Raw genomic sequence first — 14,465 nt, 5'->3', positions numbered from 1 at the left:
ATACCGCGCCGAACGTACGCCAGCTTTGCGGGGGCAAAAGGGAGGTCATTGTACACACCGACACAGAGGCCCACAAATTTGACGACGAACTGTCGCAAATCCATGTCGCATTTGTGAAAGGTTTAAAGCTATATGCTGTGCTAGTCAAAACTTTTTTGGGTTCGACCGCTACGACTCAAACACTACTGTGACGCAGACACCACAAGGCGCGCGGCCTGAAAGGCCGCCCGCCCTTGCGGAAATTTTGAGGTTGCCGGGAGAGGCGGCCTGGGTAAGGCCGCCGAATCATCAGCGAGTTGCTGCCAGTTCCTGTTGGACGCTGGCGACAGTGCGAGGCCAAGGTTTACCAGCCTGAACCTTCGCTGGCAAGGCCTTGATGGCGGAAACGGCTGCGTCACGGTTGGCAAAGCTGCCGTAAGTGATGACATACAGCGGCTTGCCGTTGAGTACTTTCTTGAAATAACGGTACTCGCCGCCTTGCTCCTTGACGAAGTTCTGCGCGGCGGTTTCAGAGCTGGTGCCGAGGATCTGCACCACATAGTTGCCCGGAGCCTGGCCGGCGTACCAGCTACCGCCCGCGGCCTTGGCCGGGGCAGCAGGCTTGGCCGCGGGTGCTGGCGCCGCCGGTTTGGCCGCTGGCGCAGGTGCTGGAGCAGGCTTGGCGGTGGCGACCTGAGTAGGCGCAGGGGTCGGCTTGGCGGCCGGAGCCGGCGATGGCGTCGGCGCAGGGCCGGCCGGTACGCCCGCAGGCGGCGCGGTGGTGGTCACAGTAGGTGGCACGTCGCTGGTGTCTTCGATCGGAGGCGGCGCTCCGTCGTCACCCTCGGTGATTCCACCGGCGGCTTCAGCCAACGGACCGCGCATGACCGGCTGCGACTGGCCGACCAGCGGCAGTGGCATTGGCTGGGTATTGCCGGCGAATTCCACCGCCGGGGCACCGCCGTTGGGTTGTGGCGTGCCCTGACCGAGAGGCAGCTGTGCCTGTTCGTTGGCAGGTGCGCCGGTGGTCGGTGCTTTGCTGCGACCCGGCATCAGCCAGGCGGCAGCCACCGCGACCACGACCACGGCGGAAATCGCCAATACGTGTTTCTTCGGCATGTTGAACCCCATACTTGGACGCTTCACCGCTGAGCGGCTGGCGATCATGATTTCGATCAGAGCATCTCGGGCTACCTGGTTGATATTCCCTGGCCAGCCGTCGGAGCTTTCGTGAATCTCAGAGATCTGATCCGCGGTGAAAAGTTCGATACCCCGCCCGGCGCCTTCGAGACGCTGGGCCAGATATTCACGGGTTTCTTCCTCGGTGTAGGGCGCCAGCTCGATAACGTGGAAACGCTCTTCCTCAAGGTCCAGTTGCTCGAGGTCAGCGATCAACGACGACTCGCCAAACAGGAACACATGAGGACGACCCTCCGGCGCGCCGGCAGCCAGGGCCAACAGGGCTTCCAGGGCGGATTCGTCGAGTTGCTCGGCATCGTCCACCAGCAGATAGACTTCCTGCCCCGTCAACGCCAGTTGCACGATCTGGCCGAGAATCGCGCCGATTTCCGCCTGCTCGACATTCAGTGCCTGGGCGACCTGACGCAGCACGCCAGCTGCGTCGCCGGCGCCACGGGCCGATATCACGACGCTTTGCACCGACTGTTTGTTGGTGCTGGCCACCAGGGCCTGGCGCAGCAAGGTCTTGCCGCTGCCCTGGGGGCCGGTGACGACCAACAGCAACTGGCTGTAGCGCGCCAGGTGATGCAACTGGCCCAGCACCGGCTTGCGCTGGGCGGGAAAGAATTTGAAACCCGGGACCCGTGGGGCGAAAGGGTCGTGACTCAACTGGAAATGGCCGAGGAAAGCCTCGTCGGCATGCAAACTAGTCATCGGAATCTTTTTAACCTTTAAGCTGAGCCAGGGCGCGGTAGTCCGCTCCCAGCGTGGCCTGTAGAACCTCTTTCGGATAATCGTCGGTCACCACCGCTTCGCCCATGCGGCGCAGCAGCACCAGACGCAGACGACCGTCGATCACTTTCTTGTCGATTGCCATGTGTTCAAGGAAATCCGCCTCGCTCATTTCCTCGGGCGGCACCACCGGCAGCCCGGCACGCTGGAACAGACGGATCCCACGATCACGCTCCTGCTCGCTGATCCAGCCCAGGCGCATGGACATTTCCAGGGCCATGACCGTACCTGCGGCAACCGCCTCGCCATGCAGCCAGACGCCATAGCCCATGTGGGTTTCAATGGCATGGCCGAAGGTATGGCCCAGGTTCAGCGTGGCGCGCACGCCCGATTCACGTTCATCGGCGCCGACCACCGCGGCTTTGGCGGCACAGGAGCGCTCGATGGCGTAAGTCAGCGCCGCCTGATCCAGCGCGCGCAGGCGGTCGACGTTGTCTTCGAGCCAGCCGAGGAAAGGCTCGTCGCAGATCAGTCCGTACTTGATGACCTCGGCCAAGCCCGCGGACAACTCACGGGGCGGCAGGGTCTTGAGCGTTGCCGTGTCGATCAGCACCACGTTGGGCTGGTAGAACGCGCCCACCATGTTCTTGCCCAGCGGATGATTGATGCCAGTCTTGCCGCCCACCGACGAGTCGACCTGGGACAGCAACGTGGTGGGAATCTGGATGAAATCGACACCGCGCTGATAGCAAGCCGCCGCAAAACCGGCCATGTCGCCGATCACACCGCCACCCAAGGCAACCACGGTGGTGCGTCGGTCATGCCGGGCAGTCAGCAGGCCGTCGAAAATCAGTTGCAGGGTTTCCCAGTTCTTGAAGGCCTCGCCGTCGGGCAACACGACGGAAATGACCGAATAGGCAGACAGACTGCGTGCCAGGCGTTCCAGATACAAAGGGCCGACGGTTTCGTTGGAGATGATCGCGACTTGCCGCCCGGCGATGTGCGGCGCCAGCAATTCGGGCTGGTCCAGCAAGCCTTCGCCAATATGAATCGGGTAGCTGCGCTCGCCCAGGTCGACCTTAAGTGTCTGCATGTGTCCCCACAGTGAAGATGAAATCAGGCGTCCTGCCTGCATTGACGAAATTACACGGTGCCCGCTGTGGCGCCAGTTAATGGCCATCCGCCACGCCCCAGACGGGCCAAGGCGGGACGCCGAGGATAGCGCATTTCGCGCCGCGCATTAACGGGGGGGCAATTGTTGCAGGCGATCGAGGATTTCCAGTACCACCATCCGTGGCGGCCGCTCGTCGGTTTCGATGACCAGGTCGGCGATTTCCCGATACAGAGGGTCACGCACTTCCAGCAGGTCCCGTAAGGTCTTGGCCGGGTCGGCCGTACGCAGCAGCGGCCGGTTGCGATCGCGGGCGGTACGGCCAACCTGCTGTTCGACGGAAGCATGCAGATAGACCACTCGCCCTCCGGCATGCAGCGCCCGACGATTGGCTTCGCGCATGACCGCGCCGCCGCCGGTGGCCAGCACCACGCCTTCAAAATCGCACAGCTCGGCAATCATCGCCTGCTCGCGGTCCCGAAAGCCCGGCTCGCCTTCCTTATCGAAGATCCATGGGATATTAGCACCCGTGCGCAATTCAATTTCCTTGTCGGAATCTTTGAATGGCAGGCGCAGCTCTTTGGCCAGCAAACGACCGATGGTGCTTTTTCCAGCCCCCATCGGCCCAACAAGAATCAAATTTCGCACAGAATCAACGACTCACAGCAATCGCCTGGTTGTTCATGATACGCGGAGTGAGAAACACCAGCAGCTCGGATTTTTTCTCCGAGACCACATCACGCCGGAAAAGGCGGCCAAGATACGGCACATCGCCAAGAAATGGCACCTTATCTACAACCTTGCTCTGAGTATTTGAGAAAACGCCACCAATAACAATGGTCTCGCCGTCATTGACCAGCACCTTGGCGTTGACCTCATTCTTCTTGATCGGCGGGACATCCTGCACTTTGTTCAGATAATCCGGCTCATCCTTGGTGACCTTGACTTCCATGATGATGCGGTTGTCCGGGGTGATCTGCGGCGTGACCTCCAGCGACAACGATGCTTCCTTGAACGACACCGAGGTGGCGCCGCTGGAGCTGGCTTCCTGGTAGGGAATTTCCGTGCCCTTGAGGATTTTCGCGGTCTCCTTGTCGGAGGTCACCACCTTGGGCTGGGAAACGATTTCGCCGTTGCCGGTTTTTTCCATGGCGGTCAGTTCCAGGTCCAGCAGCACGTTGTCCGTGATGAACGCGATACCAATCCCTGAGGTGTTGCCTGAAGCCCCGAGGTCGACGAACGGTTGGTTGGTGCCGGTACTGCCCGGCGTGCCGATGGTCGTGGAGTCTCCCGTGGTGACGCCGGAAGAATTCCAGTTGCCCTTGTTCTGTATCGAGCCCCCCCAGCGCACGCCCAGGCTCTTGTCGTAATCGACGTTGGCCTCGACGATTCGCGCCTCGATCATCACTTGACGCACGGGTATGTCCAGTTGCGCGACGATCCGGCGCAGCTCGTCGAGCCGGTCCTGGGTCTGGTAGGCGATGATGTTGTTGGTGCGTTCATCGACCGTGATCGTGCCCCGCTCGTCGGCCTTCGCCTCGGCACTGGTGACCGACTGGAACAACTTGGCGATGTCGGCGGCCTTGGCATAGTTGACCTGCAGCAGCTCACGCCGCAGCGGTGCCAGGTCGGCAATCTGCTTCTGGGATTCAAGCTCCTGGCGCTCGCGTGCCGCAATCTCGTCGGCGGGCGCCACCAACAGGACATTACCGACCTTGCGCTTGTCGAGCCCCTTGGTCTTGAGCACGAGATCCAGCGCCTGGTCCCACGGCACGTTCTGCAACCGCAGGGTGATACCGCCTTGCACGGTGTCGCTGGCCACCAGGTTAAGGTTGGTGAAGTCGGCGATCAACTGCAGCACCGAGCGCACTTCAATGTCCTGGAAGTTGAGTGACAGCTTTTCCCCGTTGTAGGCGGCGCGGTCGCTGTTGCGTTTCTGCAAGTCTTCGACCGTCATTGGCCGGACGCTCACGGTCAGCTTGTTGTCGGTCTGGTAGGTCGAGTAGTCGAAGGTGCCGCTGGGTTCGATGCTGATGGTGGCGCGGTCGGAACCCGCGCTGGCATTGACGAACTGCACCGGGGTGGCGAAATCCTTGACGTCCAGGCGCACCCGCAGGGGTTCGGGCAACTGGGTCCTGGGGAAGTCGAGGATGACCCTGCCTTCGCGCTCCTGGATATCGGGCGCAATGGAAGGGTCGGACAGGTCAATGACCACATTGCCTTCCCCTTGGGTCCCACGCTGGAAGTCCACGCCCCGGATGGCCTTGCCTGCCGGAGCGCTGGCCCTGGTGAGGGACGGTACGGCTCCGGCAGGGCGCAGTGCCTGCGCCGCGGCCCTGGCGGTCGCGCCCTTGCCAACCACTACGAAGAGGTTGTTGCCCTCGATCCGCGTGTCATAGGGCGCCAGCTGGGTAAGGCCGATGATCAGCCGCGTGCGGTCCCCCGCCTCGACCACGGTGGCGCTGCGTGCGTTGCCGCCGCCCAGGTCATGGCTTTTGCTGGCCAATCGATTGGTCACGCCGGGCAGGTCCAGCGCGATTCGCGCCGGTTGTTCGGTGGTATAGCCCCGAGGTGGGGGCGGCGGACCATCGAAGCTGAGCTTCAGCTCGACACGGTCCCCCGGCAACGCCGCGACATCGAGCGTCTTCAGGCTGGCCCCCTGAACCATCGGTGACAACAGCGCTATCCATAGCGAAATACCGAGGGCTGGAAAAATCCTGTTCATTGTTCGAATTCCACTATGAGTGCTCTTTCAAAGGAATGGTCCGCGGCCGCTCCAGCCAGGCGCCCTCGCCATCGGGAACGATTTCGACCACATCGACCTGCGTGGCGCTGATCGCGACGACCCGCCCATCATTGCGTCCCAGGTAGTCCCCCACCTTCAGCCGATGTACGCCGCCCGCGCCTCGTACCAGTGCAAAGGAACCGCTGGCATTGGAGATCGTCCCGACCATCTCGAACTGCTCGATATTAAAGCCTTCCAGGTACTGCTTGACCCGGTTGGGATCGGGCCGCACGTTGCGCGAGCCCTGCGGCCGACCCGCCTGGTCCATGCGCACTTGCCTGGAGAAAGGGCTGCGCAGGTTCGCGGCGCTGTAGGTGAAGGTTTCGTTGGGCTTGAAGGTCGGCGTTGGCTCGATCTTGCCAGGTGGGCGCAGGCGCACCTCGTTCATGTAGGCATCCAGGTCACTGAAGCCGTCGTCGCTGTTACAGCCGGCCAACGCGACCAACCCGGCCAGCAGGCTCACACGCCAGGCCGACATCATGGCTGCGCCTCCTGCTCGTTGTACCGGTAGGTCTTGGCCTGGATGCTCATGCGCAGCTTCGTCCCCTCCTCGGGCTCCATCGGGGCGATCTCGAAGTCGTGCAGAGTCACGATTCGCGGCAACCCGGCCACGCCGCTGACGAATGTCGCCAGGTCATGGTAGCCGCCCGTCACGGTGATCTGGATCGGCAGCTCGATGTAGAACGGCTGGGTGACTTCCGGCAGTAGTTTGATTTCCTCGAACTCCAGGCCACTGCCCAGGCCGGTGCGGGTGATGTCTTCCAACAGGCCTGGCACTTCGGTGTCGCTGGGCAACTGCCGCAACAACACGCCGAACGAGGTCTCCATCTGCTTCATCTGCTCGGTGTAGCGCTCCAGGTTCGCCGCCATGTGAGCCTTGCCCGCAAATTGCGCCTTGAGGGTGTTCTCCTCTTCCTGCACTTGCTGCAACTGAGTCTGCAGGTCACTCAAGGCGAAGTTATAGCCCAGCCCCAGAACCAGTATCACCAGCACAATGCCAGCCAGCCATTTGATCGGTGCCGGCCACGAACCAATATTGTTGGTGTCCAAGTCGCTGAGGTCGATCTTGCGCAGTGCGTCCAGCCATTCTCCAGGCTTCATTGGGCGTCCTCCGCATCGGCCGGGCGGGTCTGGCGAACCGTCAGCTGAAAGATGTTCGCCTGGTCGAGCTGGCCCGCCGTGGTGGCCTTCACTTCCGTCAGGCTCGGAGCGTCGAACAAGTCCGATGAGTCCAGGTTGCGCATCAGGTCAGAGACCCGGTTGTTCGACTCCGCCGCCCCTGTTATGGACAAGGTGCCCTCTTCCATCTTGACGTCAGTGAAATACACACCGTCGGGCAGGGTCCGCGCCAACTGATCGAAAATCCGCGCGCTGACCGGCCGATTGCCCTGCAGGTCCTGGATGATGCGCATGCGCTCCAGCAATTGTTGCCGCCGTGCCTTCAACTCGCTGATCTGCTCGATGCGCTCGTCCAGGACGGCAATCTGCTCGCGCAGGTGGCTGTTGCGCGCTGTTTGATAGTCGATGGCACTGTTCAGATATTGCACCGCGATCAAGGTCAGGCCCACCGCACCGACCAGCGCGCCGACCAATGCCAGCAGAAAGCGTTTGCGGCGCTCTTCGCGCAGCTCTTCGCGCCAGGGTAGAAGGTTGATCCGCGCCATCAGTCGAAACTCCTGAGGGCCAACCCGCAGGCGATCATCAGCGCCGGCGCGTCACTGGCCAGGGCGCCCGCGTTGACCTTGCTGCTCAGGGCCATGTTGGCGAACGGATTGGCCACCTGGGTGGGTGTGCCCAGGCGCTGCTCGATCAGCCGATCCAGCCCCGCCACCGAAGCCGTGCCGCCGGCCAACAGGATGTGATCGACCGCGCTGTACTGGCCGGAGGCAAAGAAAAATTGCAGCGAGCGCGACACCTGCTGGACCAATGCTTCGCGAAACGGCTGCAGCACCTCGCCGAGATAGTCGTCTGGCAACCCTCCCTGCTTTTTTGCCAGGCCGGCCTGCTCCGGCGTCAGGCCGTAGCGGCGCTGGATTTCCTCGGTCAGTTGGCGGCCACCGAACAACTGCTCGCGGGTATAGATGATGCGCCCGTTGTGCAACACGCTGAGGGTGGTCATCGTGGCACCGATGTCGACGACCGCCACCGTCAACCGCTCCTGAGTCGCCGCCAACTGGGTCGCGAGCAGACCAAAGGCACGCTCCAGCGCGTAGGCCTCCACGTCGACCACGCGGGCCGTCAACCCAGCGAGCGCCAGCGCGGCCTCGCGGACCTCGACATTTTCCTTGCGACACGCGGCCAGCAGCACCTCGACCCGCTCGGTGCTGCGGGGCGAAACGCCAATAACTTCGAAATCGATCGCCACCTCATCCAGGGGGTAAGGAATGTACTGGTCGGCTTCGATCTTGAGCTGGTTTTCCATTTCGTCATCGGACAGCCCGGCATCCATCTCGATGGTCTTGGTGATGACCGCCGAACCCGCGACGGCCACCGCCACGTTGCGCAAGGGCGTCCTGGCCTTGGCGAGCACCCGCGACAGCGCCTGCCCCACGCCTTCGAGCTCGGCAATGTTCTTTTCGATCACGGCATTGGCCGGCAGAGGCTCGACCGCATACGACTCGACGCGATAACGATCACCCTGGCGACTCAATTCGAGCAGCTTCACCGACGTCGAGCTGATGTCGATTCCCAGAAGCGCATGGGCTTTTTTATTGAAGAGTCGTAGCACTACCAATTCCCTATGACTATCCGTGAGTTACGGACTCTCTAATAAGCGTTGCGTTCAATCCCCCCGGTCCGACGAACGTCCGGATGGCGTTCCCGACGAAAAAAAATGCTTATAATGCCCAGCGTTTTTTTTCGCTTTGTTGCAAGCACGGGTTCTTCCCTGCACCTGGCGCCTTTTCATTCTTTGCCTGGATATCCAAAAGCCTTGATTCGTCTGCTGAAATTTTTCGGATGGTCCATCGTCGCCGTTTTCTGCGGACTGCTCTTGGGCCTGAGCGGTGCGTTTCTTTACCTTAGTCCGGGATTGCCGTCCGTGGAGGCGCTGAGAAGTATTCAGTTGCAGATTCCCCTGCGGGTGTACAGCAGCGACAACAAGTTGATCGCCGAATTTGGCGAAATGCGCCGTACGCCGATCCGTTTCGCCGACATTCCGCCCAATTTCATCAATGCGTTACTAAGTGCTGAAGACGACAATTTCGCCAACCACTACGGCGTCGATCCCGGCAGCCTGATGCGCGCCGCCAGCCAGCTGATCAAGAGCGGCCACATCCAGTCCGGTGGCAGCACCATCACCATGCAGGTGGCGAAGAATTTCTTCCTGACCAGCGAGCGCAGCTTCTCGCGCAAGACCACCGAGATCCTCCTCGCCCTGCAAATCGAGCGGCAGCTGACCAAGGACGAGATCCTCGAGCTGTACGTGAACAAGATTTACCTGGGCAACCGCGCCTACGGCATCGAGGCGGCAGCCCAGGTGTATTACGGCAAGTCGATCCGCGATGTGAGCCTGGCGCAGATGGCGATGATCGCCGGCCTGCCCAAGGCGCCGTCGCGCTTCAATCCGCTGGCCAATCCGGCGCGCAGCAAGGAACGTCGCGACTGGATCCTGGGGCGCATGTACAAGCTCGGCAAGATCAGCGAAGCGGACTACACCGCCGCGGTCAATGAGCCGCTGAACGCCAGCTACCACGTCCCGACTCCAGAAGTGAACGCCCCGTACATCGCCGAGATGGCCCGTGCCGAGATGGTCGGTCGCTATGGCAGCGACGCCTACACCGAAGGTTTCCGCGTCACCACCACGGTGCCGAGCGATCTGCAGGAAATGGCCAATACCGCGCTGCACGAAGGCTTGATGACCTATGACCAGCGCCATGGCTACCGGGGCCCTGAATCGCGCCTGCCAGGCAAGACCAAGGAAGCCTGGGCCCAGGAACTGACCAAGCAACGCACCATCAGCAGCCTGGAACCGGCGATCGTCACCCAGGTGGACAAGGACGGCATCAAGGTCCTGACACGCAATGGCGATTCGGAAGAGCACGTGGCCTGGGACACCATGAAATGGGCCCGTCCGTTCCTCAATACCAACAGCATGGGGGCCAATCCTCGCCAGCCATCGGACGTGGCGCAGGTCGGCGACCTCGTCCGGGTGCAGCGCCAGCCGGACAATTCCCTCAAGTTCAGCCAGATCCCGGCCGCCCAGGGCGCGCTGGTTTCCCTGGACCCGCAAAACGGCGCGATCCGTTCGCTGGTGGGTGGCTTCGCATTCGAGCAGAGCAACTACAACCGTGCCTTGCAGGCCAAGCGCCAGCCGGGTTCGAGCTTCAAGCCATTCGTCTATAGCGCCGCGCTGGATAACGGCTACACCGCTGCCAGCCTGGTGAACGATGCGCCGATCGTCTTTGTCGACGAATACCTGGACAAGGTCTGGCGCCCCAAGAACGACACCAATACCTTCCTTGGCCCGATTCGCCTGCGCGAAGCCTTGTACAAGTCCCGCAACCTTGTATCGATTCGCCTGCTGCAGGCCCTGGGCGTGGACCGCACCATCGACTACATCAGCAAGTTCGGCTTCAACAAGCAGGACTTGCCGCGCAACCTGTCCCTGGCCCTGGGCACCGCGACGCTGACGCCGATGGAGATCGCCACGGGCTGGAGCACATTTGCCAACGGCGGGTACAAGATCACTCCGTATATCATCGATAAGATAGAAAGCCGCAACGGCGAAACGCTGTTCCTTGCCAACCCGCCACGGGTCCCCACGGGCGAAGAGGCCAGCAACGGCGTCGCCGCGCCTGCCACTGAGACCTTCACGGTGAACGCAACAGGTGGCGAAGCCACCACCGCCCCTGCCGTACCACAAGCGCCGGCAATCGCCGAACGCATCGTTGACGGACGCACCACCTACATTCTCAACAGCATGCTGCAGGACGTGATCAAGCTCGGCACCGGCCGTCGAGCCCTCGCCTTGGGCCGCACCGACCTGGCGGGCAAGACCGGTACCACCAACGAATCCAAGGACGCCTGGTTCTCCGGCTATAACGCCGATTACGTGACCACCGTCTGGACCGGTTTCGACCAGCCCGAAAGCCTGGGTCGGCGAGAGTTCGGTGGCACCGTGGCGCTGCCGATCTGGATGAGCTACATGGGCGCCGCCCTCAAGGACAAGCCGCCACACACCCAGCCTGAACCGGAAGGCATCCTCAGTCTGCGAGTCGACCCGGTCAGCGGCCGCGCGGCCACGCCAGGTACGCCGGGTGCGTACTTCGAACTGTTCAAGAGCGAAGACACCCCGCCGTCGGTCAACGAGCTGGGCAACGGCGTAGCGCCGGGCAGCCCGTTGCCGGCAGACGAGGCGGCGCCGATCGATTTGTTCTGACCGACCCCACCTCCCTGTGGGAGCCGAGCTTGCTCGCGATGGCGGCGGCCCAGGCAACCCAAAACCCGTGGCGAGGGAGCTTGCTCCCGCTGGCCTGCGCAGCAGGCCCCTGCATGCCTATAGACCGACCGCATTGCCCGGTTTGCGACGGCTGCGCAGCCGAGCGGGAGCAAGCTCCCTCGCCAAAGGGTTGGATTGAGACTTGAGCGTTGGGCTGAGAGGCCTGGGGTGAATTGAAGATCGTCATCGCGAGCAAGCTCGCTCCCACAGGGGGATTTGTAGCGGTCGCACAATCAATGTCCAACACCGAACCAATGTGGGAGCGAGCTTGCTCGCGATGGCGGCGGCCCAGGCAACCCAAAACCCGTGGTGAGGGAGCTTGCTCCCGCTGGCCTGCGCAGCAGGCCCTGCATGTTTATAGACCGACCGCATTGCCCGGCTTGCGACTGCTGCGCAGCCGAGCGGGAGCAAGCTCCCTCGCCACAGGGGTTGGATTGGGGTTCAAGCGCTGGGCTTGGGAGACCTCGGTATAATTGAAAATCGTCATCGCGAGCAAACTCGCTCCCACAGAGGGATTTTTGGTGGCCATACAAAACCGGCACGCACAAAAAAGCCCCGACTCATCATAGAGCCTGGGCTTTTTGTTGAAGCACTACAACGGCTTAGCCGTTGAACACGTCATCCACGCTCTTGAGCGGGTAGTTCTTCGGGTACGGCAGGGTGGCCACGCCCGTCTCGATGGCGGCCTTGGCCACGGCGTCGGAGATCAGGGTGATCAGGCGGGCGTCCATGGGTTTCGGGATGATGTACTCACGACCGAATTCCAGCTTGATGCCGCCGTAGGCGTCGCACACTTCCTGAGGCACCGGCAGCTTGGCCAGTTCGCGCAGGGCGTTGGCGGCCGCGACTTTCATTTCTTCGTTGATGCGCTTGGCGCGAACGTCCAGGGCACCACGGAAGATGAACGGGAAGCCCAGCACGTTGTTGACCTGGTTCGGGTAGTCCGAACGGCCGGTGGCCATGATCACGTCGCTGCGAGTCGCGTGAGCCAGCTCTGGGGAGATCTCCGGATCCGGGTTCGAGCAGGCAAACACGATTGGGTTCGGCGCCATGCGCAGCAGGTTTTCCGGGGTCAGCAGGTTCGGGCCCGACAGGCCGACGAACACGTCCGCACCGTCCAGCGCGTCCGCCAGGGAGCGCTTGTCGGTCGCGTGGGCGAACACGGCCTTGTATTGGTTCAGGTCGTCACGGCCGGAGTGGATCACGCCGGTACGGTCGATCATGAAGATGTTTTCGATCTTGGCGCCCATGCTCACCAGCAATTTCATGCAGGAGATGGCCGCAGCGCCCGCGCCCAGGCAGACGATCTTGGCTTCCGGCAGGGTTTTGCCAGCGATTTCCAGGGCGTTGATCATGCCGGCTGCGGTCACGATCGCAGTACCGTGCTGGTCATCATGGAAAACCGGGATGTCGCACTGTTCGATCAGGGCGCGCTCGATCTCGAAGCACTCAGGTGCCTTGATGTCTTCCAGGTTGATGCCGCCGAAGGTGATGGAGATGCGCTTGACGGTGTCGATGAAGGCTTGCGGGCTTTCGGAATCGACTTCGATGTCGAACACATCGATGCCGGCGAAACGCTTGAACAGGACTCCCTTGCCTTCCATGACTGGCTTGGAAGCCAGCGGGCCGAGGTCACCCAGGCCGAGAATCGCGGTGCCATCGGAAATGACTGCAACCAGGTTGCCCTTGCCGGTGTATTTGTAGGCCAGCTCAGGGTCGCGAGCGATTTCACGCACTGGTTCGGCTACGCCGGGGCTGTAGGCCAGCGACAAGTCGCGGGCAGTAGCGGTGGCCTTGGTGAGCTCGACACTCAGCTTTCCTGGACGAGGATTAGCGTGATATTCGAGAGCGGCAGTTTTCAGATCAGACATGTGGGCATTCCGCTTTTTACTGTGTTGGACAGACGGACCGCCGAGGATACGCGCCTCGCAAAGTCCCTACAAGACTGACCAGTCACTCCTGTCAAGCGCCCTGCCCTACGACTTTGGGCCAAGAGCAGCGAAACACAAGGGCTTGATGCATACAATCGAGCAAAGAAATGTCTACAATTATTTTCTCAGAGCACCGGCTGCAACATTGCCGGATCGGTCAGCGGCAACATCCATCGCGCCTGCCCCTGCTTGGTAGCTCCACGTCGAGAGCGATCGATGACCCAACCGCGCGCCTCGACTGTCCGGCCTTGCAGGCGCTTCAACATCGACGCATCGAAATTGCGCTGCAGGTTGGGAGCGATGTGCAGGACAACCGCGCCTTGCAGTTCGATCCAGATACCGCCGCGATTGCGTTGCACGCTGTCTACACGGCCGCTGACCAACGCAAAGCCGGGCGCCTTAATTTGCTCGGCTCGCGTGACCGGGGATTTCTTCCAGATCCCGAGCCTTGCTTGCCGCGCCTGGCGCTCCGCCGCCTGCTGACACTCCACCAACTCAACGTTCGGCGCGACCGCCACCAGGAAACCCAGCCCCTCGGCAATCAACTGTTCTTCCAGGTTCCGGCCCTGGCGGTCGTAGACATGAGCAAGCGTGCGCCCGTAATCATCGCGGTCGTCCCGACCCGGCAATACCTTGACCCGGCCGGCGCTGGCGGCCACCAAGGCCTCGAGTCGCTGGTGCGCCGCCACGGCGAACGGTTCATCAGCACGCCCGCGCTTGCCCAGCTCCGGGCTGTTGAGGCCGATCATGCGGATGCGACGACCGTCCTCGAGGTACACGGTGTCGCCGTCCACGACCCGCTGAACGGCCACTTCGGGCAGCTCACCCGGCGAAGGGCAGGACGCCTGAGCACCACAAAGCCAAATCGCGGACACAAAAAAGGCGCCCGCAAGGGACGCCTTTTTCATCAGTCTGGAATAGCCCGAAAGACTTTCCAAAATGATTAGCCTCAGGCTTTCGGAGTAACTTTGCCGAAAGCACCGAAACGATCGGCGAACTTCTGAACGCGACCGCCGGTATCCAGAGTCTTTTGCTTACCGGTGTAGAACGGGTGGCATTCGTTGCAAACGTCGATCGCCAGGGCTTTGCCGTAGGTCGAACGGGTTTCGAACTTGTTGCCGCAGCTGCAGGTGACTGCAACAACTGGGTAGTCTGGATGGATATCGGTTTTCATGGTGTTTTCCTCAGGCTAGCGTGCCGCCACCCAACACTATTGTTGAATACCGCACGTAATTAGGCCGCGGATTCTACCAGACATCGTCATTCACGCAAGCTATGCCTTGTACCAACCGTCTGCTAGGCTCGCCC

The 14,465-nt window shown here is 61.8% G+C and carries 12 protein-coding genes; 1 reads left to right on the top strand and 11 read right to left on the bottom strand.

What is annotated here, in order from left to right:
• Window positions 1-288 precede the first annotated feature (288 nt).
• From J3P76_RS02090 to J3P76_RS02055, 8 genes are all read right to left on the bottom strand, one after another.
• Entirely contained in the window at window positions 289-1,872 is a 1,584-nt protein-coding gene (locus J3P76_RS02090; RefSeq protein WP_420767045.1) for an AAA family ATPase, read from the bottom strand.
• Between the two features lie 10 nt (window positions 1,873-1,882).
• On the bottom strand, window positions 1,883-2,983 hold the full coding sequence (aroB, locus tag J3P76_RS02085; RefSeq protein WP_420767044.1) for a 3-dehydroquinate synthase: 1,101 nt from the start codon (window positions 2,981-2,983) through the stop codon (window positions 1,883-1,885).
• Window positions 2,984-3,130: 147 nt separating this feature from the next.
• Window positions 3,131-3,649: a shikimate kinase AroK gene (gene aroK, locus J3P76_RS02080; protein WP_420767043.1), complete on the bottom strand. Its 519-nt coding sequence runs from the start codon at window positions 3,647-3,649 to the stop codon at window positions 3,131-3,133.
• A gap of 4 nt (window positions 3,650-3,653) precedes the next feature.
• The gene (gene pilQ / locus J3P76_RS02075; RefSeq protein WP_434608199.1) at window positions 3,654-5,726 is read right to left on the bottom strand and encodes a type IV pilus secretin PilQ; all 2,073 of its coding nucleotides are present in this window, start codon (window positions 5,724-5,726) and stop codon (window positions 3,654-3,656) included.
• A gap of 13 nt (window positions 5,727-5,739) precedes the next feature.
• The gene (locus J3P76_RS02070) at window positions 5,740-6,264 is read right to left on the bottom strand and encodes a pilus assembly protein PilP (protein WP_420767099.1); all 525 of its coding nucleotides are present in this window, start codon (window positions 6,262-6,264) and stop codon (window positions 5,740-5,742) included.
• Entirely contained in the window at window positions 6,264-6,887 is a 624-nt protein-coding gene (gene pilO / locus J3P76_RS02065) for a type 4a pilus biogenesis protein PilO (RefSeq protein WP_434608201.1), read from the bottom strand. Before pilO ends, J3P76_RS02070 begins: the two co-directional genes overlap by 1 nt.
• Window positions 6,884-7,450 (bottom strand): PilN domain-containing protein, encoded by a 567-nt coding sequence (locus J3P76_RS02060; RefSeq protein WP_434608203.1) that lies wholly within the window; start codon window positions 7,448-7,450, stop codon window positions 6,884-6,886. The genes pilO and J3P76_RS02060 overlap by 4 nt, the downstream gene beginning before the upstream one ends.
• Window positions 7,450-8,514, bottom strand: coding sequence for a pilus assembly protein PilM (locus tag J3P76_RS02055; protein WP_434608205.1), 1,065 nt, complete (start codon window positions 8,512-8,514; stop codon window positions 7,450-7,452). The genes J3P76_RS02060 and J3P76_RS02055 overlap by 1 nt, the downstream gene beginning before the upstream one ends.
• 207 nt (window positions 8,515-8,721) lie before the next feature.
• On the opposite strand from J3P76_RS02055, the gene J3P76_RS02050 reads away from it, so the two are divergent.
• On the top strand, window positions 8,722-11,166 hold the full coding sequence (locus tag J3P76_RS02050) for a penicillin-binding protein 1A (RefSeq protein WP_434564161.1): 2,445 nt from the start codon (window positions 8,722-8,724) through the stop codon (window positions 11,164-11,166).
• Between the two features lie 662 nt (window positions 11,167-11,828).
• Here the strand turns inward: J3P76_RS02050 and J3P76_RS02045 are convergent.
• The 3 genes from J3P76_RS02045 to rpmE form a co-directional block, all read right to left on the bottom strand.
• Window positions 11,829-13,097: a malic enzyme-like NAD(P)-binding protein gene (locus J3P76_RS02045; RefSeq protein ID WP_420767038.1), complete on the bottom strand. Its 1,269-nt coding sequence runs from the start codon at window positions 13,095-13,097 to the stop codon at window positions 11,829-11,831.
• A 185-nt stretch (window positions 13,098-13,282) separates the two neighbouring features.
• Complete coding sequence (locus J3P76_RS02040; protein ID WP_420767037.1) at window positions 13,283-14,065, bottom strand: thermonuclease family protein; 783 nt, start codon at window positions 14,063-14,065, stop codon at window positions 13,283-13,285.
• A 41-nt stretch (window positions 14,066-14,106) separates the two neighbouring features.
• On the bottom strand, window positions 14,107-14,331 hold the full coding sequence (gene rpmE / locus J3P76_RS02035; RefSeq protein WP_305497356.1) for a 50S ribosomal protein L31: 225 nt from the start codon (window positions 14,329-14,331) through the stop codon (window positions 14,107-14,109).
• Between the last annotated feature and the right edge of the window lie 134 nt (window positions 14,332-14,465).

Origin of the sequence: Pseudomonas sp. D1-36 (assembly GCF_051132205.1) — a bacterium.
Classification (GTDB): Bacteria; Pseudomonadota; Gammaproteobacteria; order Pseudomonadales; family Pseudomonadaceae; genus Aquipseudomonas.
Note: the sequence above shows the minus strand (reverse complement) of the source record. Positions and strands in the feature narration are given on the sequence as shown.

Bases quoted from the DNA above. Each gene is read 5' to 3' on its own strand.
- J3P76_RS02090 (WP_420767045.1), bottom strand. From the start codon at position 1,872: ATGACTAGTTTGCATGCCGACGAGGCTTTCCTCGGCCATTTCCAGTTG.
- J3P76_RS02045 (WP_420767038.1), bottom strand. From the start codon at position 13,097: ATGTCTGATCTGAAAACTGCCGCTCTCGAATATCACGCTAATCCTCGT.
- J3P76_RS02070 (WP_420767099.1), bottom strand. From the start codon at position 6,264: ATGTCGGCCTGGCGTGTGAGCCTGCTGGCCGGGTTGGTCGCGTTGGCC.
- rpmE (WP_305497356.1), bottom strand. From the start codon at position 14,331: ATGAAAACCGATATCCATCCAGACTACCCAGTTGTTGCAGTCACCTGC.
- aroB (WP_420767044.1), bottom strand. From the start codon at position 2,983: ATGCAGACACTTAAGGTCGACCTGGGCGAGCGCAGCTACCCGATTCAT.
- J3P76_RS02060 (WP_434608203.1), bottom strand. From the start codon at position 7,450: ATGGCGCGGATCAACCTTCTACCCTGGCGCGAAGAGCTGCGCGAAGAG.
- J3P76_RS02040 (WP_420767037.1), bottom strand. From the start codon at position 14,065: ATGAAAAAGGCGTCCCTTGCGGGCGCCTTTTTTGTGTCCGCGATTTGG.
- pilO (WP_434608201.1), bottom strand. From the start codon at position 6,887: ATGAAGCCTGGAGAATGGCTGGACGCACTGCGCAAGATCGACCTCAGC.
- pilQ (WP_434608199.1), bottom strand. From the start codon at position 5,726: ATGAACAGGATTTTTCCAGCCCTCGGTATTTCGCTATGGATAGCGCTG.